Source organism: Amycolatopsis vancoresmycina, from assembly GCF_000716785.1.
Classification (GTDB): Bacteria; Actinomycetota; Actinomycetes; order Mycobacteriales; family Pseudonocardiaceae; genus Amycolatopsis; species Amycolatopsis vancoresmycina.
This window is the reverse complement of record NZ_JNYY01000013.1, coordinates 220,106-245,962: the sequence shown is the minus strand read 5'-3', so window position 1 is coordinate 245,962 and position 25,857 is coordinate 220,106. Positions and strand designations below refer to the sequence as shown.

The 25,857-nt window shown below is 69.0% G+C and carries 20 protein-coding genes; 7 read left to right on the top strand and 13 right to left on the bottom strand.

Annotation, left to right across the window (positions count from 1 at the left end):
* Positions 1-266: 266 nt before the first annotated feature.
* Together OO60_RS28955 and OO60_RS28950 are read right to left on the bottom strand one after the other, a co-directional pair.
* Entirely contained in the window at positions 267-1,076 is an 810-nt protein-coding gene (locus OO60_RS28955; RefSeq protein ID WP_033262500.1) for a hypothetical protein, read from the bottom strand.
* Between the two features lie 342 nt (positions 1,077-1,418).
* Positions 1,419-2,351: a hypothetical protein gene (locus OO60_RS28950; RefSeq protein WP_003091312.1), complete on the bottom strand. Its 933-nt coding sequence runs from the start codon at positions 2,349-2,351 to the stop codon at positions 1,419-1,421.
* Between the two features lie 265 nt (positions 2,352-2,616).
* Here OO60_RS28950 and OO60_RS28945 point away from each other — a divergent pair, with 265 nt between their 5' ends.
* Together OO60_RS28945 and OO60_RS28940 are read left to right on the top strand one after the other, a co-directional pair.
* Positions 2,617-3,375 (top strand): S1 family peptidase, encoded by a 759-nt coding sequence (locus OO60_RS28945; RefSeq protein WP_003091310.1) that lies wholly within the window; start codon positions 2,617-2,619, stop codon positions 3,373-3,375.
* Between the two features lie 244 nt (positions 3,376-3,619).
* On the top strand, positions 3,620-5,143 hold the full coding sequence (locus OO60_RS28940; RefSeq protein ID WP_003091309.1) for a catalase: 1,524 nt from the start codon (positions 3,620-3,622) through the stop codon (positions 5,141-5,143).
* A gap of 82 nt (positions 5,144-5,225) precedes the next feature.
* Here the strand turns inward: OO60_RS28940 and OO60_RS28935 are convergent, their stop codons facing one another.
* From OO60_RS28935 to OO60_RS28925, 3 genes are all read right to left on the bottom strand, one after another.
* Positions 5,226-6,311 carry an Rv2629 family ribosome hibernation factor gene (locus OO60_RS28935; RefSeq protein ID WP_003091307.1) on the bottom strand — a complete coding sequence of 362 codons (1,086 nt, stop codon included), beginning with the start codon at positions 6,309-6,311 and terminating at the stop codon, positions 5,226-5,228.
* Between the two features lie 112 nt (positions 6,312-6,423).
* On the bottom strand, positions 6,424-7,287 hold the full coding sequence (locus tag OO60_RS28930; RefSeq protein WP_003091306.1) for an oxygenase MpaB family protein: 864 nt from the start codon (positions 7,285-7,287) through the stop codon (positions 6,424-6,426).
* 209 nt (positions 7,288-7,496) lie between these two features.
* On the bottom strand, positions 7,497-8,867 hold the full coding sequence (locus tag OO60_RS28925; protein WP_051767800.1) for a glycosyltransferase: 1,371 nt from the start codon (positions 8,865-8,867) through the stop codon (positions 7,497-7,499).
* A gap of 56 nt (positions 8,868-8,923) precedes the next feature.
* On the opposite strand from OO60_RS28925, the gene OO60_RS28920 reads away from it, so the two are divergent.
* The gene (locus OO60_RS28920; protein WP_051767799.1) at positions 8,924-10,969 is read left to right on the top strand and encodes a glycosyltransferase; all 2,046 of its coding nucleotides are present in this window, start codon (positions 8,924-8,926) and stop codon (positions 10,967-10,969) included.
* The gene (locus OO60_RS28915) at positions 10,966-12,336 is read left to right on the top strand and encodes a DUF2867 domain-containing protein (protein WP_033262499.1); all 1,371 of its coding nucleotides are present in this window, start codon (positions 10,966-10,968) and stop codon (positions 12,334-12,336) included. Before OO60_RS28920 ends, OO60_RS28915 begins: the two co-directional genes overlap by 4 nt.
* A gap of 162 nt (positions 12,337-12,498) precedes the next feature.
* Here the strand turns inward: OO60_RS28915 and OO60_RS28910 are convergent, their stop codons facing one another.
* Both OO60_RS28910 and OO60_RS46610 read right to left on the bottom strand, forming a co-directional pair.
* Complete coding sequence (locus OO60_RS28910; protein ID WP_155848820.1) at positions 12,499-14,139, bottom strand: hypothetical protein; 1,641 nt, start codon at positions 14,137-14,139, stop codon at positions 12,499-12,501.
* A 179-nt stretch (positions 14,140-14,318) separates the two neighbouring features.
* Entirely contained in the window at positions 14,319-14,903 is a 585-nt protein-coding gene (locus tag OO60_RS46610; RefSeq protein ID WP_155848821.1) for a hypothetical protein, read from the bottom strand.
* 172 nt (positions 14,904-15,075) lie between these two features.
* Between OO60_RS46610 and OO60_RS28900 the strand changes: the two genes are divergently transcribed.
* Complete coding sequence (locus OO60_RS28900) at positions 15,076-16,377, top strand: DUF1800 domain-containing protein (RefSeq protein ID WP_003058606.1); 1,302 nt, start codon at positions 15,076-15,078, stop codon at positions 16,375-16,377.
* Positions 16,374-17,585 (top strand): DUF1501 domain-containing protein, encoded by a 1,212-nt coding sequence (locus OO60_RS28895; RefSeq protein ID WP_003058609.1) that lies wholly within the window; start codon positions 16,374-16,376, stop codon positions 17,583-17,585. The genes OO60_RS28900 and OO60_RS28895 overlap by 4 nt, the downstream gene beginning before the upstream one ends.
* Positions 17,586-17,665: 80 nt before the next feature.
* On the opposite strand, the gene OO60_RS28890 is transcribed toward OO60_RS28895, so the two are convergent.
* The 5 genes from OO60_RS28890 to OO60_RS47905 all read right to left on the bottom strand — a co-directional run bounded on the left by OO60_RS28890 (position 17,666) and on the right by OO60_RS47905 (position 20,635).
* Positions 17,666-18,973 (bottom strand): sensor histidine kinase, encoded by a 1,308-nt coding sequence (locus tag OO60_RS28890; protein ID WP_003058612.1) that lies wholly within the window; start codon positions 18,971-18,973, stop codon positions 17,666-17,668.
* Positions 18,970-19,650, bottom strand: coding sequence for a response regulator transcription factor (locus OO60_RS28885; RefSeq protein WP_003058614.1), 681 nt, complete (start codon positions 19,648-19,650; stop codon positions 18,970-18,972). The genes OO60_RS28890 and OO60_RS28885 overlap by 4 nt, the downstream gene beginning before the upstream one ends.
* Positions 19,651-19,659: 9 nt before the next feature.
* The gene (locus tag OO60_RS46605) at positions 19,660-19,824 is read right to left on the bottom strand and encodes a hypothetical protein (RefSeq protein WP_003058617.1); all 165 of its coding nucleotides are present in this window, start codon (positions 19,822-19,824) and stop codon (positions 19,660-19,662) included.
* A 95-nt stretch (positions 19,825-19,919) separates the two neighbouring features.
* Positions 19,920-20,276: a hypothetical protein gene (locus OO60_RS47910; protein ID WP_240490579.1), complete on the bottom strand. Its 357-nt coding sequence runs from the start codon at positions 20,274-20,276 to the stop codon at positions 19,920-19,922.
* A gap of 47 nt (positions 20,277-20,323) precedes the next feature.
* Positions 20,324-20,635, bottom strand: a complete 312-nt coding sequence (locus OO60_RS47905) for a hypothetical protein (protein WP_240490580.1) — start codon at positions 20,633-20,635, stop codon at positions 20,324-20,326.
* A gap of 1,105 nt (positions 20,636-21,740) precedes the next feature.
* On the opposite strand from OO60_RS47905, the gene OO60_RS28875 reads away from it, so the two are divergent.
* Positions 21,741-22,052, top strand: a complete 312-nt coding sequence (locus OO60_RS28875; protein WP_003058619.1) for a ParB N-terminal domain-containing protein — start codon at positions 21,741-21,743, stop codon at positions 22,050-22,052.
* A 131-nt stretch (positions 22,053-22,183) separates the two neighbouring features.
* Here OO60_RS28875 and OO60_RS45970 read toward each other — a convergent pair whose 3' ends face one another.
* Complete coding sequence (locus tag OO60_RS45970) at positions 22,184-25,837, bottom strand: NACHT domain-containing protein (protein ID WP_003058622.1); 3,654 nt, start codon at positions 25,835-25,837, stop codon at positions 22,184-22,186.
* Between the last annotated feature and the right edge of the window lie 20 nt (positions 25,838-25,857).

The following is a 25,857-nucleotide window of genomic DNA, read 5'->3' as shown; positions in this document are numbered from 1 at the left end:
TCGGCACGGCCCGTCCCGGGCATCGGAGATCGGTGGAGGTGGTGGTGACCGAGCCCGCCGAGACGCGCCCGCAACCGGCGGGCCCCGGGTCGACGTCCAGCTCGGTCACCGGCACGGTCGACGGACCGTGGTGCAGGCCAGGGACATCGGCTCGCTGACCATCCACCAGCTGGGCGACCGGTGATGGCGGCGCCGGGCGGTCCCGGTCGACGACACCCTCTCTGCGTTGCGGGCCAAAGTGCGGGACCAGTAGCGCTTGGCGCGAGTCAGGCCGCCTGCGTGGTGACCGCGGTCGCGCTGTTCCCCGACAGGCAGGTCCCGGTCGAGGTGGCCGGCGCCGTGACAACCGGCGCGTAGACCACGTAGTCCTGGCCCGTCTGAACGTTGTGACACGCAAGGCGAGCCTGATAACGGCCGCTGTCGCACTGAGCGCTGCCGCGGCCGTAGTACAAGGTGCTGCCCTGGACGATCCACGCGCTCCACGTCATGCACCCGGCCAGGCCCGTGGCCGCCGGATCCGCGACCGCCTGCACGATCTGGGCCGTGTTGCCCGTGTTGCAGGTGATCGAGACGGCGCTCGGCGCGGTCACCGCCTGGGTGCCGTACAGGATGTAGTAGTCGCCGGTCTGCTCGTTCTTGCACAACGACTTGACGCGGTACCGCCCCGTGTCGCACTGCGCCTGCCCGCGGCCGTAGAACAGGTTGCTGCCCTGGGTGACCCACTCGGTCCAGGAGACACACCCGGTGAGCCCCGAGTCCGGCGGATCGGTCACGGCGGCCACGGACAGCCCGGAGTTCCCGGTGCGGCACAGCACCGTGGCCGTCGCGGGCGCGTTCACGACCTGCGTGCCGTAGATGACGTACCCGGCGCCGGTCTGGTTGTTGAGGCAGACCTCCTTCGCCTTGTACCGTCCGCTCGTGCACTGCACGCTGCCGAGCCCGTTGAAGTAGTCGCTGCCCTGCTGCACCCACTGGATGGACGTCGTGCAGCCGCTGGGCGCAACCGCCCCCGCCACCGGGGAAAACCCGGCCAGCCCGAGAACAGCCACCACGAAGACGACAAGCGACCGCTTCACCACGAATGCCCCCAGTGCCGGATCCACCACCGAATGCGGACGCTAGCACCGAACCGAACAGCGATCGACGCTTGCCCAACGCGATCAGCCCACCAGCGCAACGACTGCATCACCCAGGTGACGGCAATTCCGCCCGCGGGCCACACTCGGTAGAGGCTGCCGCACACCGGAAACCGCCGGCGACCTCATCGCCGTGACCGGCCGGGCCCGGTTCCACGAAGGAATCGGCGGCCTTCTGCTCGCCGGCGAGGGATTCGGCACGTCCAGCACCTCGAAGGCGGTGTTCGTGCCGCCCTGGATCTTCCACGCCTCATAGGACTCGACGACCGGCCGTGGCGCCGATCAGGGCCAGCCCCAGCGCAGCCCGCGGATGCCGGCGCCCACCTCGCTCGCGAAGCAGAGGGCGGGCGTCTCCGGCGCCACCGGGACAGCGGCGACCTCGCGCTCCACGCCAGCCGGCCCGTCCAGCCGGTAAGCGTGGCAAGCCGAGGGCAACGCCTCCGGCGCGAAGTGCACCTCCACCAGGTGCTCGGCCACCGGATGCCGGAAGCGGCGATCGTAGCTCGTGTCGGGTACGTCATCGGTGTATTCGAACTCGTACTCGAGGATCGCGATCTCGCCGACCGCCAGCGGGCGGGCCGGGACCAGCTCGCTGATCACGAACCCCGGCTCCGCCAGGACTTCGGTGCGCACCGCCCGGCAGTACCGCGTCGACACCAGCCGCGGCGGGCGGCCGGGGGCGCAGCCACGCAGAGCCACCACCCTGGCCTGGACCGGTTCCTCGATCGCCCGCACGACCTCGCGCACCCGCAGGCGGGCGAGGCACCGGTCGGCGCCCACATACACGGCCTCGTGCAGGCTGAGCACCAGCAACGACGTCTCGTCGGCCGCGTCGAACGAACGCAGCACCGGCAGCACGCCGTTGCGCGGACCCCACAAGCGTTCCCAGCCCACCGGATCGGGCGCGCCGCAGTGGCCGGGGCGGGACAGCAGGCCGGTCAGCGAGCGGGCCGGCAAACCGAGGACGTCTTCCAGCACCGTCACCGCGCGCAGGGAATGCGGCCGCTCGGGGCGAGTCCGCCCGGTGCGCCAATAGCTGAGCGTCGTGGTGCTGACCGGAACACCCGCGGCCGTCAGGCGGCTGCCGAGGCGGGCGAGTCCCAGGCCGCTGCGGTCGATGGCCAGCGAGAGCGCGCGGCTGAACGGGCCCTCGGCGAGGACCTGCGCCAGGTCCCGCCTGGCGGCCTCCGGCGGCGGCACCGCGAACAACGGCATGGCGATCCTCGTCGTCGGTGCGGAGGAACGAGGTGCCGTCCGGCGGATCGCGCCGGTGTGGCGGAAGCGTCCGGTCGTGCCGGATCACCACCGGTCTAACAGGCGCGGACCACGCCTGTCACCCGACGAACGTCGGCGGAAGCCGCACAACCCGCCGAAAGATCCGTCTTGTTCCGTTGATCGGCTCCGGTCTTCGGACGGTTACCGGAGACACGTCACCCGATTACGTTCAGTGAGTCCCACTGGTCCCCGCCAAGGAGTCCTGATGCGCAGTCCTCTCGCCCGATCCGCTGCCCTGCTCGCCGTGTCATGCGCCGCGTTCGCGACCCTCGCGGCCGCCCCGGCGTCGGCCGGCACCCCGGTCACGCCGGTTCCCTCCGGTGCCGAGCCGTCGATCATCGACGGCAGCACGGCCCAGAACCCCGGCTACATCACCCGGTTCAACGGCCACGCCAACGGCTACACCTTCTTCTGCACCAGCACGCTGATCGGCTCGCGGTGGGTGCTGACGGCCAAGCACTGCATGTACGACGACAACGGGCGGCGGCTGACCGACATCGACCTCTACGTCGGTTCCAACAGCGCCTCCGGCGGCGTGCACGCGAAGGCGTCCGCGACGTACGTGTACTCCGGCGGCGACCTCGCCCTGATCAAGCTGAACACCACCGGCGGCGGCACGTTCGCCCGGCTCGCCGGCAGCTCGTCGGACGCACAGGAAGGCGACTCGGCCCGCGTCTACGGCTGGGGCGCGACCCAGTCCACCGACGAAGGCAACCACCAGTCGGCCGTCCTGAAGCAGGCTTCGGTGCGGATCGCCGACACCGGTGCCACCGACTACTTCGGCGGCCCGGCCATCGCGGCCGACACCCTCGACGGCGCGGTGGCCGGCGGCGACTCCGGCGGCCCGATGATCGACGACGGCGTCCAGGTCGGGGTCTGCTCGACCAGCGACCGGTCCAGCACCACCACCTACGGCAGCGTCGCGGCGGGCCGCGGCTGGATCCGCCAGGTCAGCGGGATCTGACACCCGCCGCGCGGCAGTGTCGCCGACGGTCCACATCCGACCCGTCGGCGACATCGCACGGCGGCCGCCCGGTGGATTCGGCGCCCGCGTCGAATGCCGAGGCGGGCGCCAGTTCCGCGGCGGGACCGGGCTCGGTGACCCCTCCCTGCAGCACCGAGTGCGTTTTGGCCCGGAAAGGATCGGGTACGCGACCCATGGGCATTGGCACGGCTGGTTCCCTACGGTTGTCGCAAAAAGGAGCACAGTGACGCAGATTCGTCCCGAACCGACCACCAACGACGCGGGCATCCCCGTCGAGAGCGACGAACACTCCCTCACCGTCGGCCCCGACGGCCCGATCCTGCTGCACGACAACTACCTCATCGAACAGATGGCGCAGTTCAACCGCGAACGCGTCCCCGAGCGGCAACCGCACGCGAAGGGCAGCGGCGCGTTCGGGCGGTTCGAGACGACCGGCGACGTCAGTTCGTACACCAAGGCGGCAGTGTTCCAGCCGGGCACGAAGACCGACCTGCTGGTGCGGTTCTCCACCGTCGCCGGCGAGCGCGGCAGTCCCGACACCTGGCGCGATCCGCGCGGCTTCGCGGTGAAGTTCTACACCAGCGAAGGCAATTACGACATGGTCGGCAACAACACCCCGGTCTTCTTCATCCGGGACCCGCTGAAGTTCCAGCACTTCATCCGATCGCAGAAACGCCGGGCCGACAACAACCTGCGCGACCACGACATGCAGTGGGACTTCTGGACGCTGTCGCCGGAGTCGGCTCACCAGGTGACGTGGCTGATGGGCGACCGCGGGATCCCGCGCACCTGGCGGCACATGAACGGCTACAGTTCGCACACCTACATGTGGATCAACGCCGCGGGCGAACGCTTCTGGGTGAAGTACCATTTCAAAACCGACCAGGGCGTCGAGTGCTTCACCCAGGACGAAGCCGACCAGATGGCCTCGGCCGACACCGACTACCACACGCGCGACCTGTACGAGTCGATCGAGCGCGGTGACCACCCGAGCTGGACGCTGAAGGTGCAGGTCATGCCGTTCGACGACGCCAAGGTCTACCGCTTCAACCCCTTCGACCTGACGAAGGTGTGGCCGCACGGCGACTACCCGCTGATCGACGTCGGCCGGATGACGCTCGACCGCAACCCGACCGACCACCACACCGAGATCGAACAGGCCGCGTTCGAGCCGAGCAACCTGGTGCCGGGGATCGGAGCGAGCCCGGACAAGATGCTGCTCGGCAGGCTGTTCTCCTACCCGGACGCCCACCGCTACCGGATCGGCGCGAACTACAAGCAGCTGCCGGTCAACGCCCCCGTCGCGCCCGTGCACAGCTACAGCAAGGACGGTGCGATGCGCTACACCAAGGTCTCCGACCCGGTCTACGCACCGAACTCCAAGGGCGGCCCGCACGCCGACCCGGCACGGTACGGGACTCCCGCGGGCTGGCACACCGACGGTGACATGGTCCGGACGGCGTACACGCTGCGCGAGGACGACGACGACTGGGGCCAGGCCGGCACGATGGTCCGCGAGGTGCTGGACGACGACCAGCGCGAACGGCTGGTCGACAACGTCGTCGGGCACCTGCTCAACGGCGTGTCCGAGCCGGTGCTGACGCGGGCGTTCGACTACTGGCGCAACGTCGACAAGGGGCTCGGCGACCGGATCGAATCCGGCGTCCGGGCCAAGCGGGACGAGAAGGACCCGAAAGCCGCCGACCAGGGCAACCCGGCCCGGTCGAGCATGCAGCACAAAGCCTGACCCCATCGCCGGCTGCCGGGTCTCCGATCCATCGGGTTTCGGGGACCCGGCTTTCCGATGTTCTTCGCCGCGCCCCGCGGGCTCAGGTGTGCCGCAGGAGCGCCCCGATTCCCTCCTTCAGGTCGACCCGCTCGTCCATGACCGTCACCGGCGCGCCCGACACGAGCGTCGCCCACGGCAGGGCTTCGTCCGCCCGCTGCAGCCGGCCGTCCTCGACGCCGAAGGCCGTCAACCCGTCGCGGTCGAGGGCGATCTCGCCGGCGTTGCGGCCGACCCAGGCTTCGGCGTCGCCGGGGTCGCCGATCAGCAGCGTGTCCACGTTGGCCTCGGCCAGCGCCCGGACGACTTCGGTCAGCCCGGTCACCGCGAGCCCGTCCGGCCGGCCCAGCCCGATGCGGAAGCGCTCGGCGAGCTCGTCCAGCCGCTTCAGCCACTGACCGGCCAGCGCGGCCCGGATCTCCTGCTCCAGGTCCTCTTCCGAGGCTCCCGGGGCCCGGCTGCCTGCCTCCAGTTCGCGGGTGACGTCCTGGACCGCCTTCGGCAGCTTCGCGTGCAACGCCCGCCGCGCCTGCTGCTCCCCCACCAGCAGCACCAGCCCCGGGTGCACCGCCGCGACGCGTTCGGCGACGTCTTCCAGGTTGTGGTTGCGGGTTTCCTCGACGGTGGCCTGCATCCGGCGGTGGGCGAACCCGCCGCCGCGCACCTTGTGCAGCGGCGCCTCCTCCCCCGTCACCGTCTCGGTCGCGACCTCCCGGCCCTCGCGGTCGTAGGTCACCAGGTCCGCGCCCCGGTGATCCACCTTGACCAGCAGGTACGGGATCTCCGGCGAACCGTGCGAGAAGAACGGCAGCAGGTAGGGCAGGGCCGAGACGCGGACGACCTGGGTGGCAGGCGGATCCGCGAGCCGCCGGTCCAGCACGACCCGGCCGCCGGCGGCGACCACCCCGCGGCCACTCCGGCCGACCGGCGGCTCGCTGTCCCGGATCGCCGTCACGACCGCCTCGGCCGTCGCTTCGTCGACGCCCTGCTCGCCCAGCCGGCCGCCGATCTCCTGCAGCTTCAGCTCGAGCTGCCGGTCCGCGTCCTCGGTGTCGTGTGAATCGTCGAGGAACACCGACGCGAACGGCCCTTCCGCCGTCAGCACGGCGCTTACCTGATCCTGCTCCACAGTGCGCTCCTCGTTCGTCGGGCTCCCCCGTCCACGCCGTACCCGGCGGGGTCGCAACCAAACGGCGCCGGCCGCTTCCCGGGAGACCCGTCCGGGTGCCGGTGGCGGCCGCTCAGGCCGCGGTCATCGCCCAGCGCACGACCTTCACCAGGCTGTGCCCGGCGAGCCGGACGACGGTCGCTTCGGCGACCGGCAGCCGTGGCAGGCGCAACTCCGGGCGCGTCCACGCCGGCAGCATCGCCACCGCCGAAGCGGCCAACGCGGCGTAGGGAAGCCGCGCCGGCCACGGGATCGGCGGGGTGAGCAGGAGGAACCGGGCGGCTTGGCGGGCCTCCGGGGTACCGCGCAGCTCGGGCCGGTACGCCGCCAGGGCGAGGTCGAGCCCGGCGCGGGTCACCGGCGGGTCGGGCACCCCGAGCGCGCGGGCGATCACTGCCGTCTCGGCGACGTAGGAATCACACCCCGCGTCGTCGAGGGGCCGGGCGCCGTACCGCTGGTGGGCACGCAGGAAGCTGTCGACTTCGGCGAGGTGCACCCAGGCCAGCAGCCGCGGGTCGTCGGCCCGGTAGGGCCGCCCGTCCGGGGACACGCCCCGCACCCGCCGGTGGACCGCGCGCACGGTTTCGACCGCGCGCCCGGCGTCCTCGGCCGTGCCGAACGTCGTCACGGCGAGGAAGGTGCTCGTGCGCTGCAGCCGGCCCCACGGGTCGCCGCGGTAGCCCGAGTGCGCGGCCACCGCCGCCATCGCCAGCGGGTGCAGCGACTGCAGCAGCAGCGCGCGCAGGCCGCCCACGAACATGGCCGTGTCCCCGTGGACCCGCCGGATCGCGCTGTCCGGCGCGAACCAGCGTTCCCCCGGCGCGCCGTGGATGCGGGCGCGGTTGCGCGGCCCGTCGGGTCCCGCCACCCGGGCGAAGAGGGCGTCCCGCAGCCGCGCACGGACCAGCGACACCCCCGGCGGCAAGTTCGGCGGCATGGCACCTCCAGCGCACGGCATCGCGCCATACGATTCAAATCCGATGCAGTTTCGAGCCCACTTCTCGAGCCGAGCAGCATCCGGGACGGTCGCCCGACTTTGATTCTACCTGCACTTATCCCCTGACGACGCCACAGAGCCACCCGGCGGCACCGCACGCCTCGGGCGGAGGACAGGCTCGCTCGTTAGGCAGCAGCGGCCGCGACGACCTACGTTTGCAACGACTCTGCATCGGTTAGGGAAGGACGTCGCATGGCCGACAGCAGCCCGCGCGCCGCGTGGCGCGGCCCTCGTCCGGCGAGCAGCCGGTGCGCGGCGTCCCGGATCTCATGAGCCTTCGCCAGGACGCCGGTGACCGCGTGGGTCACCGCCTGCGCCGTCAGCCGGTGCGGATCGAGCACGCTGCCCGTTCCGCTGCGTTCGAGGTCGTGGGCCACCGCGAACTGGTCGCTGGAGAACGGCAGGGCCACCGCGGGCACCCCGGCGGCGAGGCATTCGGTGAACGAGTTGTTGCCGCCGTGGTGCACGACCGCCGACGTCCGCGGCAGCAGCGCCCGCTGCGGCACCTGGTCGGCGACCTCGACCCGGGGTTCGGCGGCGAAGGCCGCCCGCACGCTCGCCTTCCGGTTCCCCGCGGCCACCAGCACCGACACGCCGGGCACCCCGATCAGCCCCCGGACGACGGTGCCCAGCACGTCGTCGCGGGCGGAGAGGAAGGTGCCGAAGGACACCAGCACGAGCCGGTGCCGTCCGCCGCCGGTCAGCCGGCCGGCCCGGCCGGCCCAGTCGCCGGGCAGCCGCGCTTCGCCGACGTCGCTGCAATGGCCGGCGAAGAGCCGGGCCGGCGCCGGCGGCAGGGCGGGCAGCCAGGGCAGGTCCGGGTAGTTGAACAGCACGGCCTCCGGCGAGGTCAGGCCGAAAGCGCTGCGGGGCACCGGACGGCCGGGGGCGTGCTCGGCCAGGAAGCGGGCGAACAGCTCGGTGAAGGTCCGGTCGTTCGCTTCGACCTCGGTCCGCAAGGCGGCCAGGTCCGCCTCGGCCGGCCGGAGGGCGCGCGGCCAATACGGCGGCAGCCCGAAGAACCGGCCGGGACCGTCGATGACGTAACCGGGGTGCCCGGGGCAGTACGCCGCCCAGCGGCGGCCGAGCGCGTGGACGGCCAGCGTCACGGCGTAGGCGAGCTGGTCGACCAGGTACCAGTCCGGGCGGAGGCGGTCGTCGAGCGCCCGGACCGACGCGAGCACGCCTTCGGGGTCGGGCAGCATGTCCGCCCGCCGGTGCCGGGCCTGCGCCAGCAGCGCCGGCACGGCCCCGGCGCGAGTCGCGTCGAGGAACTCCGCCAGCCGCCGCGCACCGGCCGCCTCCTGCCGGGTGCGCTCGGCGATCCCGGTGTTCGCGTTGTCCCCGAAGGCGAACGGCTCGAAGGCCAGGCCGTGTTCGCGGGCGAGCTCCGCGAACGCCGGCGCGCAGGCGAACGTGACGTCCGCGCCTTCCGCCGCGAGCGCCGCGGCGACCGTCGCCATCGGCCGCGCGTGCGACGCGAACGGCGGGCTCACCACCACGACCCGCGATCCCACCATGCCGAACTCCTTCCCCAGCCCCGCCGACCCTACGGCCCGACTGCCGGAGCAGCGCAGTGACCATTCCGAATCTCCGCACCCCCGTCCCGGCCGACCCGCTGGCGGCCCTCCGGGCCTGGGCGGGCGCCCCCGATTCCGCCGAGCTCGAGCGGCTCCGCCGGGCCTTCCACCCGGACTTCGCCGGCCTCGCCCTCGTCGAGTACGCCGGTGAGCGGCCGGCGCCGGACGACCCGGACGCGCAGGTGGCCGCGTTCCGGGCGATGGCTCGCGGAGCGCGCCGCCCCGGCCCCGCCGAGGTGCTCGAGGCCGTGCCGGCGACCGAAACCGGCCTGCCGGGCGAGCTGGCCGCCTCGATCGCCGTGGACCTCTTCGCCGACGCGGTCGCCGCACACGGCCCGCTCGCCGCCGCGGCCGCGATCCGCGCGGCCTTCGAGCACGCCACGCCGAGCCGGGCCGCTCTCCTGCTGGAGCTGGCCGAACGGCACGGTCTCCGCTGCCTGCCGGTCGGCGCCGTGCTCGCCAGCGGGCTCGACGACCGCCGGTACCGGCACGCCGCCTGGCGCTACCTGTCCCAGTGCGGCGGGCGGCCGGCGGCGACCGGCGCACTGACCGCGGCCCACGAGCGCGCCGAAGACCCCTACGAACACGTTCTGACTGCGGTTTGCCTGGCCCGGCAGGACGAAACCGCGGCGAGCAGTCCACTGTGGACTTGCCCGCCGGCGGACCGGCCCGGGCTGACCGTCGCGCAGTCGATGCTGCTGGGCTCGTTCGACCAGCCCGGCGCCGGGGCCAGCGGCGGGCTCACCGTCCTCTTGCGACACCTGGGGGCGGAGCTGCCGCGCCACGAGGGAATCGCCAGGGTCGTCACGGTGACGCTGCTCGGCCACGACCGGCTCGGCGAGCGCACCACGCTGCTGGACTCCGGCGGTGCCGGGCACGTGGTGCTGCGGCTGCCGGTCGACGCGCCCGGTCCGCCGGCGCAGGCGGAGCTGTCCCGGCTCCGGCCGTCGATCACGTTCCTCGCCCGGCACCTGCTGTGGCTGGCGGGCTGCACCCCCGACGTGGTCCACGTGCGCTACGCCGACGACGGGTCCGCCGCGGTCGTGGATGCGGCCCGGGCCATGGGCGCGCGGACGGTGTTCACCCTCACCGCCGATCCGCACCGCTCGCTGGCCGAACGGCACCGGCCCGGCCCCGGCGGCGACCGGGCCGCCGCCCGGTTCGACCTGCACCGGCTCTACGCCGCGGACCGGCTGGTCGCGGCCGCCGACACGGTCCTGGGCCTGCCCGGGCGGCCCGACGGCGAACTCGTGAAGTACTTCCCGCAGCTGCGCGGGCGCCCGGAGCCGGAATCCCCGGCCGAAGGCATCCCGCGGCTGTTCCCGACGGCCACGGCCGAAGCCCGCCAGCAGCAGCTCACCGCCTCGCTGTTCGCCCCCGGCGCCGGTCTCCCCCGGCTGACCGAGGCCGCCCGGGCGCTGCCGATCGTGCTGTGCGTGGGCCGGCTGCACCCGGTCAAGCAGCAGGACCTGCTGGTCGAGGCCTGGCTCACCCGCGGCCTGTGGCAGCACACCGCGCTCGTGCTCGTCGGCGGGGACACCACGAACCCGACCGGCGACGAAAAGCGGCTCCTGGACCGGATCCTGGACCTGTACCGCCGGCACCCCGGCGCCGCCGGCCGGCTCGCGATGCTGGCCGCGCTGGGCAACGACGACGTCCGCCTGCTCGAACACGGCCTCGCCCACCGGCTCCCCGCGCCCACGCCGCACCTCTACGTCTGCCCCAGCCGCAAGGAGGAGTTCGGCATCGCGGTGGTCGAAGCCATGGACGCGGGCCTGCCGGTGCTCGGGCCGCGCCGCGGCGGCCTCGGCCACTACATCGAGCACGGGCGCAACGGCCTGCTCGCCGACACCTCGGGCCTCACCGCGTTCGGGGACGCGCTGACCGCGTTCGTGCGGGGGGCCGCCGACGACCCGGCGCGGGCCCGCGCGATGGCCGCCGCCGGACGCGAGACCGTCGTCGGCCGCTTCGGCATCCACGAGGTCGCCGGCCGGTTCGCCGCCGTCTACCGGCGCACCGCGGCCCGGCCGGACTCGCGATGACACCGGCACCCCGCTGCGCGGTGCTGGGCGCGACCGGTTTCGTCGGCCGCGCGCTCGTCGCCGACCTCGCCGCCGCCGGGCGCCCGGTCCGGGTCCTCGCCCGCGCGGCGGCACCCGGCTTCCCGCGCCGGATCGGCGTGACGCTCGGGGACGCCACCGACCCCGGCGCGCTCGAGACCGTGTGCGCCGGCGCGGACGTGGTCTTCCACCTCGTGCACTCGCTGGGCCACGCGGATTTCGCCGGCCGGGACCGGGCCATCGCGCAGCACCTCGCCGCCGCGGCCGCGGCCACCGGGGTCCGGCAGCTCGTCTACCTCGGCGGCCCCCGGCCGTCGGCCACGACGTCGCCGCACCTGGCGTCCCGCTCCGAGGTGGCCGGCATCCTGCTCGACGGCGAGGTCCCGGCGATCGCGCTGCAGGCCTCGATGATCCTGGGCCGCGGATCGGCCGGGGTCGAGCTGCTCTCGCGCACCGCCCGGCTGCCGGTCCGGCCGCGGCCCCGGTGGACCACCCGCCGCAGCCGCCCGGTCGCGCTCGCCGACGTCCGCCACTACCTGCGGGCCGCCGCCTGCCACCCACCGCTGCGGGGCCGGTTCGACATCAGCGGGCCGGAGACGATCAGCTACGACGGCCTCGTGCGGCGGTGCGCACGCCTGCTGGGGCGACCCGCCGCGCTCGCCCTGCCGTCGCCGTTCTGGTCCCACGGGACCGCCGCGCGGATCGCCGGGCTGACCTCGCCCGTGCCCGCCGCCGTCGCGGGCCCGCTGTTCGCGTCGCTCGAGCACGACCTGCTGCCGGCCGACACGCCGGTCGAATCCGTGCTGCCGCCACCGCCCGGCGGCCCGACGAGCCTGGACAACGCCCTGCGCGCGGCACTCGGCGTGCCGGTGCCACCGGCGCCGGCCGGCCCGGCGTACCAGGAGGAGCGCACCCGGCCGTCGCAAGCCGCCCCGCACCGGCTGTGGCAGGCGATCACCGCGCTCGGCGGCGACCACGGCCGGTTCCCGCCCGCACCGGCGTGGGCCCTGCGCGGCCTGCTCGACGGGCTGCTCGGCGGCCCGGGGGCCTACCGCGGAAGACCCCACCGGCCGGTCGCCGGGGACGTCGTCGACTTCTGGACGGTCCGCCACCGCGACGACACCCACCGGGAACTCGTGCTGACCGCCGACATGCGCCTGCCCGGCGACGCCGAGCTCACCCTGCGCGCGGACCCGGCCGGCCCCGGAAGCCTGCTGCGGCAGCGGGTGCGGTTCACCCCGGCCTCGCCGCTGGGCCACGCGTACTGGCACCTCCAGAAACCGGCGCACGACCGGGTGTTCGCGTGGCTGGCCCGGTCTATCGTCCGCGACGCCGAAGACCGGCCCTGACGAACCGATCGGAAATCCGCCGCCTCGCAGGCTTCCTCGAGCTGGCCTTCACCGTCGCCGTCCAGCACCTGCCGCCGCGGCAGCGGGCAGAGCTCATCTGCGTGACGTCCTCGGCCGGCCCGCAGCGAAGGCGGCCGCCGCCTCGACTGGCACCCAGCGCGGTCAGCTCGGCGGTTCGCTGTCCGAGCAGAGCTCGAACCCTTTCGCGTAGTCCTCCCGGCCGACGGCGATGCTCTCGACAGGGCCCGCCTCGTTCAGCGAGTGAAACCCGATCGCGCCACCGGGACCGGTCACAAGAAGGTGGTAGCCGCCCGCGTCCGCATCTCGTTCAGTCGGTCTTCCCCGGTACGCCGCCTCGGCTTGGGCATAAGTACTACCTACCCGGATTCCCTTGTCCGTTCTGGCGTTCGCGGGAACTCTGATCCCGATGACCCGGCCGTCGCGATTGAGCAGGATCGAAAGTCCGCCAGGCCGGTCGCCGCCCGAGTCCGTGAGGTAAGTGCACGGACCGATTCGATGTTCACTCAACGGTGTGCTGCTTTTGTCCAGAGCCTGCTGTTTCGTCATGCCGACTGCGACGCCGCCGTAACCGGTGAAGGTCGCTATCCGCTGGGCGGACGCGCTGCCGCTGAGGTTCAACACGAACGCTCGGTCCCGCGCCGGCGCGGTGCTGTCCACGACGACCTGGGTGAGAGCCGCGGCGAGCTTCACCGCGGTGTAGACCTTGACGAACTTGCCGAGCAGACGGAGCCCGTTGGCCAGCTTGTCGACCTTGCCGGCGAACTCACGGTCGGCGACAACCGTGGCGTTGTCGCGTCCGTAAGCGGCAGCAATTGCCGAGACGGCGGCCGTGATGGCGCCACCAGGTGACGTAACGGCCTTGGCCGCACAGGTGACCAGCGTCTTGATGACGACGCCCAAAACCTCTGAACTGCTGGGAACGTCCAGAGCCAGCGTCTTGGCGTCGCCGCAATCAGCGAGGAAGTAGGCCAGCGCGGCCAACGAGGTCGAGTCGTCCAGGCCGAGCAACTCCATCGCCAGGCCCGGCAGGATTGTGCCTGCCGTGAACTCCGTCTGCACCCTGACCTGGGTGTCTTCACTCGGGCGTGCCCAACCCATCGTGACGTCCTGGCCGGGCATCAGCACGACCCTGTCTCCGCCCACGTAGTCCCGGATGATCTTGCGGACGGTTTCGTTCTGGCCTTGGACGTCTGCGTAGGCGACACCGCGCGGTACGACCACCTCGACCGGGAGGCCCCGGTTGTTGCGGATCCTCAGTTCCACCTTGCCCGAGTTGTCGGTGACGCAGCCGGTCGTCATATCCGACTTCGCCATCGCCGGCCGAGCCCACTGGGGCGGAGGAGGCCCGCAGGTCGGAGGCGATGCCTTGCCGACCGCGCGGTCGCGCAGCCATTCCGCTGCGCTGGAGATCCATCCGGTCGAGAACGGCGATAGCGCCGTCCGTTCGGCGACGATCGGTCCGGCGGTCTCGCCCACCTCCACCGGATACCAGCCGACCACGGCGTCATAGTGCAACAACGCCGGAACCGCGCCCTCAGGACCACCGACGCCGTCGAAGGTGAGCCGAACCGGCTGCACAAGAGGAGCACTGACGGCGATCTCCACCGGCGGAGCAGCAGACGTGAACCCCGGCAGCCGGGGCGCCTCGACTCCCGCCGGCGTAACGGAGACGATCGCGTCCCGATCAACGGCGCCTGCGCCCACGGTGACCTTCAGATGTGGACCGGCCTCGAGTTCGGCGCCTCGAGCAGGTGACACCGTTTGACGCGTTGCCGCGTCCACGACAGGTTCGCCGGCGCCCGGGTTGCACGCGCTGAGCATCAGCGCGATTACTCCGACGAGAACCCATCTCCTCCGTGGTCCCATGCCAGGAAAGGTCGCCGCGGCGTCCTAGGTCGTTACGAAGTACGGGTCCCCGCCGCCCGGGACCTCCCGGGCCTCACACTGCGCACTGGACGCAATCAAGATTTGTGCAGGATTCCCTGACCGACCCGGCCTTCCGCGTCCAGGAATTCGTAATAGACCTGCCCGTCCGGTTGCATCGAAAGGGTGACGGTGACGGTGTCCTCGCAGTGTGACCGGCCGGACTGGATGGATTCCGTCGACCGGATCGCCTCGGCCCACGCCGTTTGCAACCGCCACACGCCACCGCAGTCCAGCGTGTCGTACCGCACCCGGGCGATCTGCTCCCCCGGCCGCCCTCCGGCGAGCTCGATTTCGACCGGAAACTTCGTCGACGGCCCGCCTCGCTGGAAGACGATTCCGGTCCACGTCGCCAGGAAAGGGTCCGGCACGGACTGACGCGATTCTCCCGCTTCATAAGGCGTAGGGGTCACGCCGGAATCACCTATCGGTGGGACAACACGTGTTCGCGGCCCGGCCGCTGCCGACGTAGTGGCGGCCCCGGCGGAAACTTCCTCACTTTTGAAGAAATCAGCGATCGTCGTCACATTCGTCAGAAAGGTCGCCAGACCCGCGGTGGCCGTGCCCACCGCAGCCACCCACCCGACAATCTTCTTGCGTGATGCACCTTGCTTTTCTGCCACGGGGCATGTGTCGACGGGCGGCCGGGATCCGTTACTCGCCCGTGACGCCGTCCCGACCTGCTCAGCCGCGGCGAAGATCCAGCCAGCCCGGTGACCCACGGTAGCTGTGGATCGGCTTAAGGTTTCCGCCAGGTGGTCGCGGGCGCCCGGCGCGCGTCCCACCATCGGGAGCATGGTGGTGCTTTCCGAACGAGCGGCCGTCCGGCGGCTGCACGACCGCCTCGGCTTCGGGCCGCGGCCCGGCGACCTCGACCGCGGGTTCGCCGAGACCCGCGACCGGCTGCTGGCCGGCAGCCCGGACGCCGGGGCGGCCGCGACACCGATGCCCGACCCCGGCCCGCCGCCGGACAAGCCCGACAAGAACGCCGACAAAGCCACGAAACAGCAGGCCCGCAAGCAGACCCAGGCCCAGGCCACGCAGGCCGTGAGCTGGTGGCTGGACCGGATGGCGGCGGCCGACCTCGCGTCCGTCGAACGGCTGACCTGGTTCTGGCACGGCCATTTCGCCACCGGCGAGCAGAAGGTGCGCAGCCCGCGGCTGATGCTCGCCCAGAACCAGGCTCAGCGTGAGCACGCGCTCGGCAGCTTCACCGAGCTGGCCCGCGCGATGGTCGTCGACCCGGCGATGCTGCTGTGGCTCGACGGCAACAGCAACAAAGCCGGCAAGCCCAATGAGAACCTCTCCCGCGAGTTCATGGAGCTGTTCGCCCTCGGGGTCGGGCACTACGCCGAAAACGACGTCCGCGAAGCCGCCCGCGCTCTCACCGGCTGGACCGCGAAGCGCGACGGCACGGCGTCCCAGCTCGTCGCCAAGCGGCACGACGACGGCGTGAAGCGGATCCTCGGCACCAGCGGTGACTTCGACGCGCGGTCCTTCGTGGACCTCGTGCTGAGCCGCCCGGAGTCGGCGCCGTTCGTCGCGGGGCGCGTCTGGTTCCGGCTGGTGTCGACGACCGCGCCGCCGGCCGACACGCTCAACCGCCTCGTCGCCGCCTACGGGAGCCACCGGGACATCCGTTCGCTGCTGCGCGCGATTACCGACGAGCCGGCGTTCCACGACAGCGCGACGTCCCTGGTCAAGCAGCCGGTCGAGTGGCTGGCCGGGCTGCTGCGCGCCCTGGGCGTGCGGCCGGCGAAGCTCGACGACAAGACCAGGACGCAGCTACTGGCTGCCTTGCGCGGGATGGGCCAGGTGCCGTTCCAGCCACCCAGCGTCGGAGGCTGGGCAGCCGGCGGCGCCTGGCTGACGACCTCGGCGGGTGTGGCGCGCCTGCACGCCGCGCAGCTGGTCGCCGAGCACGCCGACCTCGGGGCGGTGGCGAAAGCCCGGGACAAGGCCGCGGCGATCGGCGATCTGCTCGGGGTCGACGCGTGGTCGGACCGGACCCGCGCCGCGCTGGCCGGCGTCGCCGGCAACGTCCGCCAACTGTCCACAGTGGCCGCTTGTGCCCCCGAATACGTAGTGAGCGGGTGACGATCGTGCAGCAGGTGAACCGTCGCAGGTTCCTCACCGCGACCGGCGTGACGGCCGCCGCGGCGCTGGCCGCAGGCGCCACGCAGGTCGACTGGGGGCACCTGATGTCGGCCGCGCAGGTGAACCCCCTCGACCCGGACGCGGGCGTGCTCGTGGTCGTCACCCTCTACGGCGGCAACGACGGCCTCAACACCGTCGTCCCGGCGAGCGACCCGGCGTACCAGAACGCCCGCTCGGAGCTGGCGTACAAGCCGGAAGAGGTGCTCGACCTCGGCGAAGGGCTGGGGCTGAACCCTGGGCTGAAGGGGTTCAAGGGGCTCTGGGATGGCGGGCAGCTCGCCGTGCTGCGCGGCGTCGGCTACCCGAAGCCCGACCACAGCCATTTCCGGTCGATGGCGATCTGGCAGACGGCGTCGCCCGAGACGTCGGTGCCGACCGGCTGGCTCGGCCGCTGGCTGGACGCCACCGGCGACGACCCGCTGCGCGCGGTGTCGGTCGACCCGGTGCTGCCGCCGCTGCTGGCCGGCGAGCGAACCGCAGCGGCGTCCTTGCCGGTGGGCGGGCTGAAGCTCCCGGAAGGCGCGCTGGGCAAAGCGTTCGCGGACCTGGGGACGGCCCAGCCGGGTGAAGGCTTCTGGCAGGCGCGGGCGGCGCGGTCGGTGACCGATCTGCACCGGGCCGTGCAGACGCTGGGCGGACCGTCTTCTCAGCAGGGCGAGAAGGCGAAGGGCGAGCTGGCGGCCCAGCTGGACGTGGTCGCGGGACTGATCGAGGCGGGCGTCCCGACGCGGGCGTACTCGGTGTCGCTGGGCGGGTTCGACACGCACGCCGACGAGCGGGGCACGCAGCAGCGGCTGCTGACCGAGCTGGACGGCGCGCTGGCGCCGTTCGTCCAGCGGCTGGCGAAGTCCGACCGAGGCAAGCAGGCGACGGTGCTGGTGTACTCGGAGTTCGGCAGGCGGGTCACGGCGAACGCGAGCCAGGGCACCGACCACGGCACCGCGGGCCCGGTGTTCGTCATCGGCTCCAAAGTGAAGGGCGGCTTCCACGGCGCGGAACCGAGCCTGACCGACTTGGACGACGGCGATCTGAAGCTGACGACGGACTTTCGCGACGTCTACGCAACGGTGCTGGAGGACGTCCTCGGCACCGACGCCGGCAAGGTACTCACCGGCCACAGTGGACGGATGGACGGCCTGTTCGCCTGAGAGTTGTCGGCCGTTCCACCGCTCCACCAGGTTCACCGAAACATGGTAGTCCCCTGCGTAAGCCCATAACGGCCACCGGACTAAAAGTGCGGCGTCAGCCCGGTCAGCCGGAACCGCGCTCCCCCGCCCGGCGCGGCCTCACACCACAGGTCGCCGCCATGCGCGCGGGCGAAACCGCGCGCGATCGGCAAACCCAGTCCGGACCCACCTTGCTCTCGAGCCGCGTCCAAGCGGACCAGGCGGTCGAAGATCCGCTCGCGCTCCGGCCCCGGCACACCCGGGCCCGTGTCGGTCACCGTCACCCCGTCGCCGGTGACCTCCAAGGTCAACGTGCCCCGCCCGGCCATCGCCCGGACCGCGTTGCCGGTCAGGTTGGCCAGGATCTGCGTCAACCGCGCCCGGTCACCGAGGACGACCGTGTCCGGGCCCGTCACCTCCACCGTTACTTCCGGGGCGGTCAGCCGCACCTGCTCGGCCTGCGCGGCCACCAGTTCCCGCAGCGCCACCGGCGCCCGCTCGAGCTCGGCGCCCGCGTCGAGCCGGGCCAGGTCCAGCAGGTCCGCCACCAGCCGGCCGGCCCGCTGGGACTCGCGGACCACCAGCAGCTGCAGCCGCTCCCGCTGCTCGTGGGGCGTGTCCGGCGCCTGCTGCAGCAGCGCCTCGGCCGCCGCCTGCACGCCGGCCAACGGCGTGCGCAGCTCGTGGGCCGCGTCGGCGACGAACCGCCGGGTCCGCTCCTCCGACGCCTGCGCCGCCCGCTCCGCGCCCTCGAGCGCGTCCAGCGCGGAGTCGAACGCGGCCGCCGCACGCCCCAGCTCGGTGCCGGTCTTCTCCGGGGCGAGCCGGCCGCCGCGACCGCCGGAGACGATCGAGCGGGCCAGCCGCGTCATGGCGTCCAGGGGCGCGAGCGCGAACCGGACGGCCAGCAGCAGCGCGACGGCGGCGGCGACCAGCGCGGCGACGCCGGTGGCCAGCAGCACCCACCGCAGGCTCTGCTCGGCCGCCGCGATCAGGGACTCGTCCGCGGTGAGCGTCAGTTTCGCGCCGTTGATCCGCGGCGGCCCGGACAGCGTCGCGCGGACCTGGCGGATCCGGGCGTCCGGTGGCAGGTCCGCCGCTCCGAAGAAGGCGCCGTCCGGCATCGACAGCGACGCTTGCACGCCGCGCGTTTCGACGCGCCGCACCAGGTTCTGCGGGGCCGCGTTCTGCTTGGCCAGCTGTTGCGCCAGCTGGACCCGGGCGGTGAGCACGGCGGTGACGTCGCGCTCGGCCTGCGCGCGGAACACCGTGTCCACGACCAGGCCGACGGCGACCAGCACCACCGCCAGCACCACCAGCACGGTGACGGTGACCCGGCGGCGCAGTGACGCCGTCCGCAGCCCGCTCACGCTTCACCGCGCAGCACGTACCCCTGTCCGCGCACGGTGTGCAGCACGCGCGGGCCGTGTGCTTCGAGCTTGCGGCGCAGCGTGCTGACGTTGACCTCGACGAGGTTGGGCGCCAGTTCGCCGTAGCCCCAGACGGCCGTGAGCACCTGCGTCTTGGACACCACGCGGTCGCGGTGCCGGGCGAAGTACAGCAGCACCTTCCACTCGGTGGAGGTCAGCTCGACGTCGGCGCCGCCATAGCGGGCCCGCCCGCCTTCGACGTCGATCACCAGGTCGCCGATCTCCACGGCCGGCCGGGTGCGCCCGGTCCGGCGCAGCACCGCGGTCACCCGCGCGACCAGCTCGGCCAGCACGAACGGCTTCACGATGTAGTCGTCGGCGCCCTCGCCGAGCCCGTGCAGGCGGTCTTCGACCCCGTCGCGGGCGGTCAGCATCACGACCCCGGCGGCGGAGCTGCGCCGGATCACCCGCAGCAGTTCGAACCCGTCGCGGCCGGGCAGCATCACATCCAGCACGACCAGGTCGGGGCGAGCGCGGGCCAGCTCCGCCTCGAGCCTGGCGCCGTCGGGCCACGACCGCACCGAAAACCCCGCGTCGGCCAACGCGGACTCGACCGGCACCCGGATCGCTTCGGCATCCTCGATCACGAGGATGCGCGGCGGGGTCGGCTCGTCCATCCGGCCAGCTTAGAGGCGGCCGGGCCCGTCGCCGCGGACCGCGGCTTCGCCGTTCGACGTCGTGGCTGCGGCAGCCTCGCGCGCCAGGAACGTGCCCAGCTCGCCGATCGTGCTCATCAGCGGCGCCGGGAACACCACCGTGCTGTTGTGTGCCGCGCTTTCGGCGGTCCCCACGGCGGCGGTGGTGGCTCTCCTAATCCGGCCAGGCCGGCGGGTTGCCGCGACGACGCTGCTGACCGCCGTCGGGGAAGTCCATGACCACCGGGCAGCTACTTCAGCACGCTGACTGCGCGAGCGATGACCAGCAACGACGTCAGCAACGCCGCGACGCTCTGCACCGCCATCAGCACCTTCGCCCGCGAGGACAGCGGCATGGTGTCGGTGGGGCTGAACGCCGTCGAGTTGGTCACCGACACGTACAGGTAGTCCACCAGGGTCGGCACCCAGTCGGACTTGACGCTGGAGCCCTCGGCGACCTCTTCGACGGCGTCGTCGTTCTCGTCCTGCGAGAACCGGAAGTCGGCCAACGGCAGGTCGGCGCGGCTGGCCTGGGTGCGCTTGACCGGGCCCCCGCGGTCCAGCTCCCAGTAGGTCAGGCCGAAGGCGATCACGTTGGTCAGCCACACCTGCAGCGCACCCAGCAGCAGGGCCTGGCCGCTGTCGGCCGCGCCGGCTACCAGGTCGTGGATGAGCAGCCCCAGTGCCCCAGATTGGTGAGGCCGATGACCCCGACCAGCGACAGCGACAGGACACGGGAGAGCCGCGTCTGCCGGGTGACACGCCGCGGGTTGATCGCGATCAAAGGGACCAGCAGCAGGAACTCCAGCGCGGGCACGACGAACCGGGGAGCGACCAGCAACTGTTCCGGCAATGCCAGGTACAGCGCGATGGCCACAAGCGTCGCAACGGCGGCCGGCAGCCGGGCCTCGCCGCGGCGCCGGTGGCGGGGATGACGAGTCCGGGCCACGGCCCGATCGGCTGGCATAACGGCTCCTCGGGGACGGCCGCTGACCGGCCTGTGTTCATCGGGACGCCAGCCTAACGTCCGGCGCGGCTGACTGCCGCGCGTGCCGTTCACTCTGGAGGACCCGGCGGCAGGGCAACCGGAATGCGCGGTTTGGACTGCCGGACGCGATCGAAGAATGGGCTGGGGGCAAGAACCACAACGCCACCCTCATCTGCCTGGCCCGCCGCCGCTACGGAGTCCGCTACGCCGTGCTCCGCAACAGCACCCACTACCGCCACCCCGCACCTGCCGCGGCCCGAACTCGCCGGTTCGTTCTGGCCGGTTTGATCCGCTGCGGTGTCTGCAGCCGACGGCTGGACTCGCACTGGCACCGGGGACGTCCGACCTACGGCTGCCACCACGGCTACACCAGCACCCCAACGCGCCAGCCAGCCGCGACCGAGGACCCTCTACATCCGCGAAGACCATCTCGACTTGAGACTTGGAGCCCAGGGCAGCGCAGGCGTCGTCAAGCTTGAGCCGGGCCAACAGGAAGCACACGCGTCGCCACAGCGCTACGAGACTCGAGACTGTTCATCATCTACGACAGCGCCGGACGGCGACTGGAAGAAATCGATTCGAGCTAGACTACGAACGATCACGCTTCAAGATCGCGTTCCGCGATTCGTGGGGTAATACTGTGTCCGAGGACGATCTTGCTCACTATCTACACGCCTGCAACTCCCAGCTTGACCTGCAGGTTCCCGCGGATTGGGCCCGAAGTCACCTCGTGCCTCATGGGGTAATTGAATGTCCGAATCTTGCTCACTACTACGCGGCTGTTCCGCGGTTGATCTGTGTTAGCACCGGCACTTCGCCAAGCTTCCGTCATGTGGCAATGACGTGTCCGACACGCTTCAGTTGCACAGCACTCGAGGCTGGACGCACGCCGAATGCCCAGCAGCACCGAACTCCGCCGTGGTCTCGTGACGTCGTGAGCCGGTCTCCGCATAGTCCGTCGGCAAGTCCCGAAGTTACCCACCACGATGACAGTCCCTGGACTGAACGTGTCACCTCGTGACTCGTCACGCTCCCATCGCTAACCTGTCGGCGACAAGGCTTGAACGGAGGGAACGACCCAGTAATGACAACAATTCCGATCAAGTCTCTGCACCAGGGCAACCTCGACACACAGCGTAGTGGCCTCGACGAATCGCGGATTCAGTACTTCATCGACCACCCGACCGAGATCGAGGGCATCCTCGTCTATGAGGCACCAAGTGACGGGGAGCGAGTCACGGTCAACGGGCATCACCGTGTCGAAGCCGCTCGACGCCTTGGTTGGACCACTATCGAGGCCAAACTTCGTCCAGGAACGCGGACAGACGCCTTGACGTACATGGACATGAAGCGAAAGCCCTGGTCGGAAATCGAGGCGGAAAACTACGGACAGTGACAGTCTCTCGTGCCCGTGGGCGCACCGACTAGCTGCCACGGGGCAATGGTGTGCCTGAGACGGTCTTGCTCATTAGCTACCCCACCTTTCCGACCAAAACGGGCTCGATCAGATCAATTGAACAAGGCACCTTAGCTCATACGAAACCATTCCTCGCCATGAATGATATCGAGCAATGGCCGAACACTCCGATCAAACCGAAGTGCCAAATCGGCGATCCTTACCACCGAAGCAGGCCAATTATCTGACGTACGAATAATCTCAGCAGCAATTTCATTTGGCATTATTAAACCAGAGCCGTCTTGCACCAGATCACCTCCGACAAGCGGCGTTTCAAGTCCACACTGAGCGACATCGATTAGACGACTCCTGAGTTCGGCCTTCGATGCTTCATTCCTGGCACGACTCACAACCAGCCTAAGTTTGGCTCCTGCGATACGATCACGAAGATGCTGATGCTCAGGGAGAGCCTGGACTGCGGATACTGCCGACTCGAACAACCAATTTGGTCGTTGCCCAAATCGCGGCAGTACCGTCAAAAGCATTGTTGGCGAATCCGAAAATAACTTCCGCATAAGAAATTTTTGGTCCAGCATTCCTGGGCCATATTCACTCGCCAAATCATCGACCGTAGCGGCAATACTGCGCATCCAATCAGCAGGAAGTGTCGATGCAGCTCGTTCGAATTCCTTCGCAAGGGAGACCAGCTGAGCCGGCCCGCACATGACAGCAACGGCGAGGAGCCACGTTGCACGCTCAATTTCTTCTGAATCAATCACCGCGTCGTACTGATCAACCCACCAATGCGTCGTTGCCTGATCTCTGCGCAGGAAGTCTGCCAGCGCGACTAAATCAACGCCAATCAACAGACTGTCTCCTTGCTCAAAAAGCGAAGCCTGGCCAGCAAGCCTCCGCGAGCCGCGCGCTGCATATGCGATAGCCATGCGCCGAGTCAGCCAGTTGTCACCTGTTCGACTTTGAAGTTCACAAATCAAGTCTAGTGGCATTCTCATGACAGCCGGATCAAGAGAATAACTGCCAACTACTTGAGGTTCCTCCGGCGACTTATCCCTTACAGTCGACCATCTCCCAAAGCCGCCACTGACACTATACCTACGACTCCTATAGACCAAATAGTGCCAATATGATTCCAACTGCTGAAGGCTAGACGTAATCGGATTATTGGCTAGCACACGACGATCCACGATCATCGAAGTCTTCGGATCACGAAGGCAATTCAATATGCACATGGAGAAGTCTTGCACACTCTCAGCGAGATCAAACTCTGCGTTCCCCTGGCCTAACACCTGAAGAACCTTCAATCGCTGCAAACCGTTAGCGACTCTAATTATTTCTCTGACTTCGTCTCGCGGCAGCAGTTCTGCGACACGCAGGAAACCAAAAAAATTGAGGTCCTTGTCCGTAAGGTCCCCCCGAAGCAGGCGCAAACTTTCGTCAACGAGAAGCTCGCGTGGCGCAATCGCTCGCAGCGCATATGCCCGCGCACCCATGTAGTCGCCTGCCTTTACATCTTCGACAATCTTTGCCAGGAATTCCCTTACCGATTCGGTAGCCGGTAGCGAAAAATTGACGTTTGAAGCAGAAAGTTGTCGAAGACCGGAGACATCGAGCGCATATCGAAGGGACGCCTGTTCCGCAAGAGGGTTCTCTGCAAACACTCGGTCGGCCAGCAAGGTCGCCATGAGCCGCCTGGAAGTCATTGCTGTTGAAATATCAATGTAACTAGATGAATTTGAGATCATCTGCGTCAAGCCGTCAAGCTCCCCGAACGTGAAGCAACCGGCGAAGAACCGCAGAACGTTACTCCAATAGGGGCGCTGCAGCAAGGCAAAAAGACGCTCATGTTTTTGTCCCGCTTTTACTATTCCAGGCAGAACATAGGGGGCAGAATTATACAGGAATCGCCCAGCGAAGTACTCCCGCAACGGCTGGATCTCAAACTCGAAGTAACCCTCTTTTCGAGATACGAGCGCCACAACTCTCTGCACACCAGCAAATAAATCTTCAACACCCTGAGACACACCACCTCCTCGCAAAGTTTGAAATTCAGATATAAGTACATTCAGATGTACTTCTGAAATTAGTCCGTTCCCATGGTTTCTTTCTGCCTCTCCATGAAGATGGACGGCGATATAGCCATGTAGGTCCAGTAGAACATCTCTATACATGGCAACGCGGGCATCTTTTTCCGCCTCTCGATCGAGGAGAGTTCGCACATAGTCGTCATACAGAAGCGTTCGCCGATCAGGAAGTGACGATCCGCGAGAGTTGATCAAATGCAACAGGATCGAAAGTTGCATTACATTCCTTGTGAGATCCTGAACATGCGGATCCTGGCGTCGTTGCGCCCATGTCCTCCTAACAATGTCCGCATTTTCGGCAGGAAGGTTTTGGGCAGCTAGCCACTTTTCTAAGTAAGCCTCCGCCAACGGCTGCGGTATGTCCTGCAGCGTCAAATGCATGAAATCTTTCTGAGAAAGACTACGCGCCCGCTGATCAACTGGCCGCGATGTTACGACAATCATTGTACGAGGACTAATTCTAGCCAGCCTCGTACTCATTGCTTCAATTTCTTCCACTACGGTGGCGCGGTCCGTCGGATCAGGAACTTCGTCCAATCCGTCGAGCGCAATGAAGCCGGGCGCTGATTTAAGTAGTCCATGCAGGTCAGTTACCGTAAAATCGGCCCCGCCCGACAAATTACTAATCTCGTCGGCTATCATTCCTTCGAGCGATCCACCGCGTTCCCCGTTGGACCGCTGACGCCATCCGATAAATTCCTTCAGCTCAAGCTTTATTGGAAGGCGTTGACTAGTAACCTGCGCATTGGACCCAAACGCCTCGTCGATCGATTCATCAAGCAGCCTCGCGCGTAGCAACTGACACGAATACTGCAGTAGGGTAGATTTACCCTGACCAGGTGCGCCATTTATGAGGATTCTGTTAAACGCTTTTGGTCCTAGAATTAGCCTAGCCGCCGGCACTGCCTCGATCCGACCTAGTTCGCTTCGCACGGCATCACGATCGGACCAATTCACTCGGACTCGACGCTCGACCAGACCTGAAGATGAAATCATCTCTCGCCAAGACGGCGAAGACTCGACGTAACTTGGGAATGTTGGAGCCGCCGGCACATCCACAAACAACTTGATCATTTCGATTGTGTCTAGCTCGACCTGCTTGAACCGGAGCTTCAGATCATCCGCGTGCTGCATAGCAACATACGCAAGAAAGGTTTCGGTTCGCGCCTTCGCGCGTACATCTGCGACGTCCTCAAGAAGGATTCTCAATGCCTGCGGACCCGACAGGACTTGCGGAAAGGCCCACTGGAGTTCGTGGGCGTTATCCAGATGTCGATCTAGAGTATTCCGCCACCAGCAATCGAGGGCCATGTCTTCTAGATCGCCTAAGGTATCATCCAGAATCTGCTTAAAGCGGTCAATCTGCCCTGAAGATGGCGCCGCGGTCCCGCGAATATTCGTCATCATCACGTACTGGCGAACGCCATCTTCGTAGAGCTCGCGGATGTTTTCTTCCTCGGATTTTAGCGCTCTCTTCAGCCAGCTCGTACCATCTTTGATCCGCTCAGGAAACTCAGTCCACTTGACTTGATAGACAGTGACCTTGTCGCTCGAAGCGGCGTCGCGGCCTCCATCAGTGTGACCTACTGGAAAGCACACAGTCCCAGGAAAGTTGCGCGTCAGAAGCGACTGGCATAGTTGCTGGAAGGTTCGATCGGTGAGCTGCTCATACAGGTAGGTCACCGCAATTTTCTACACTACCA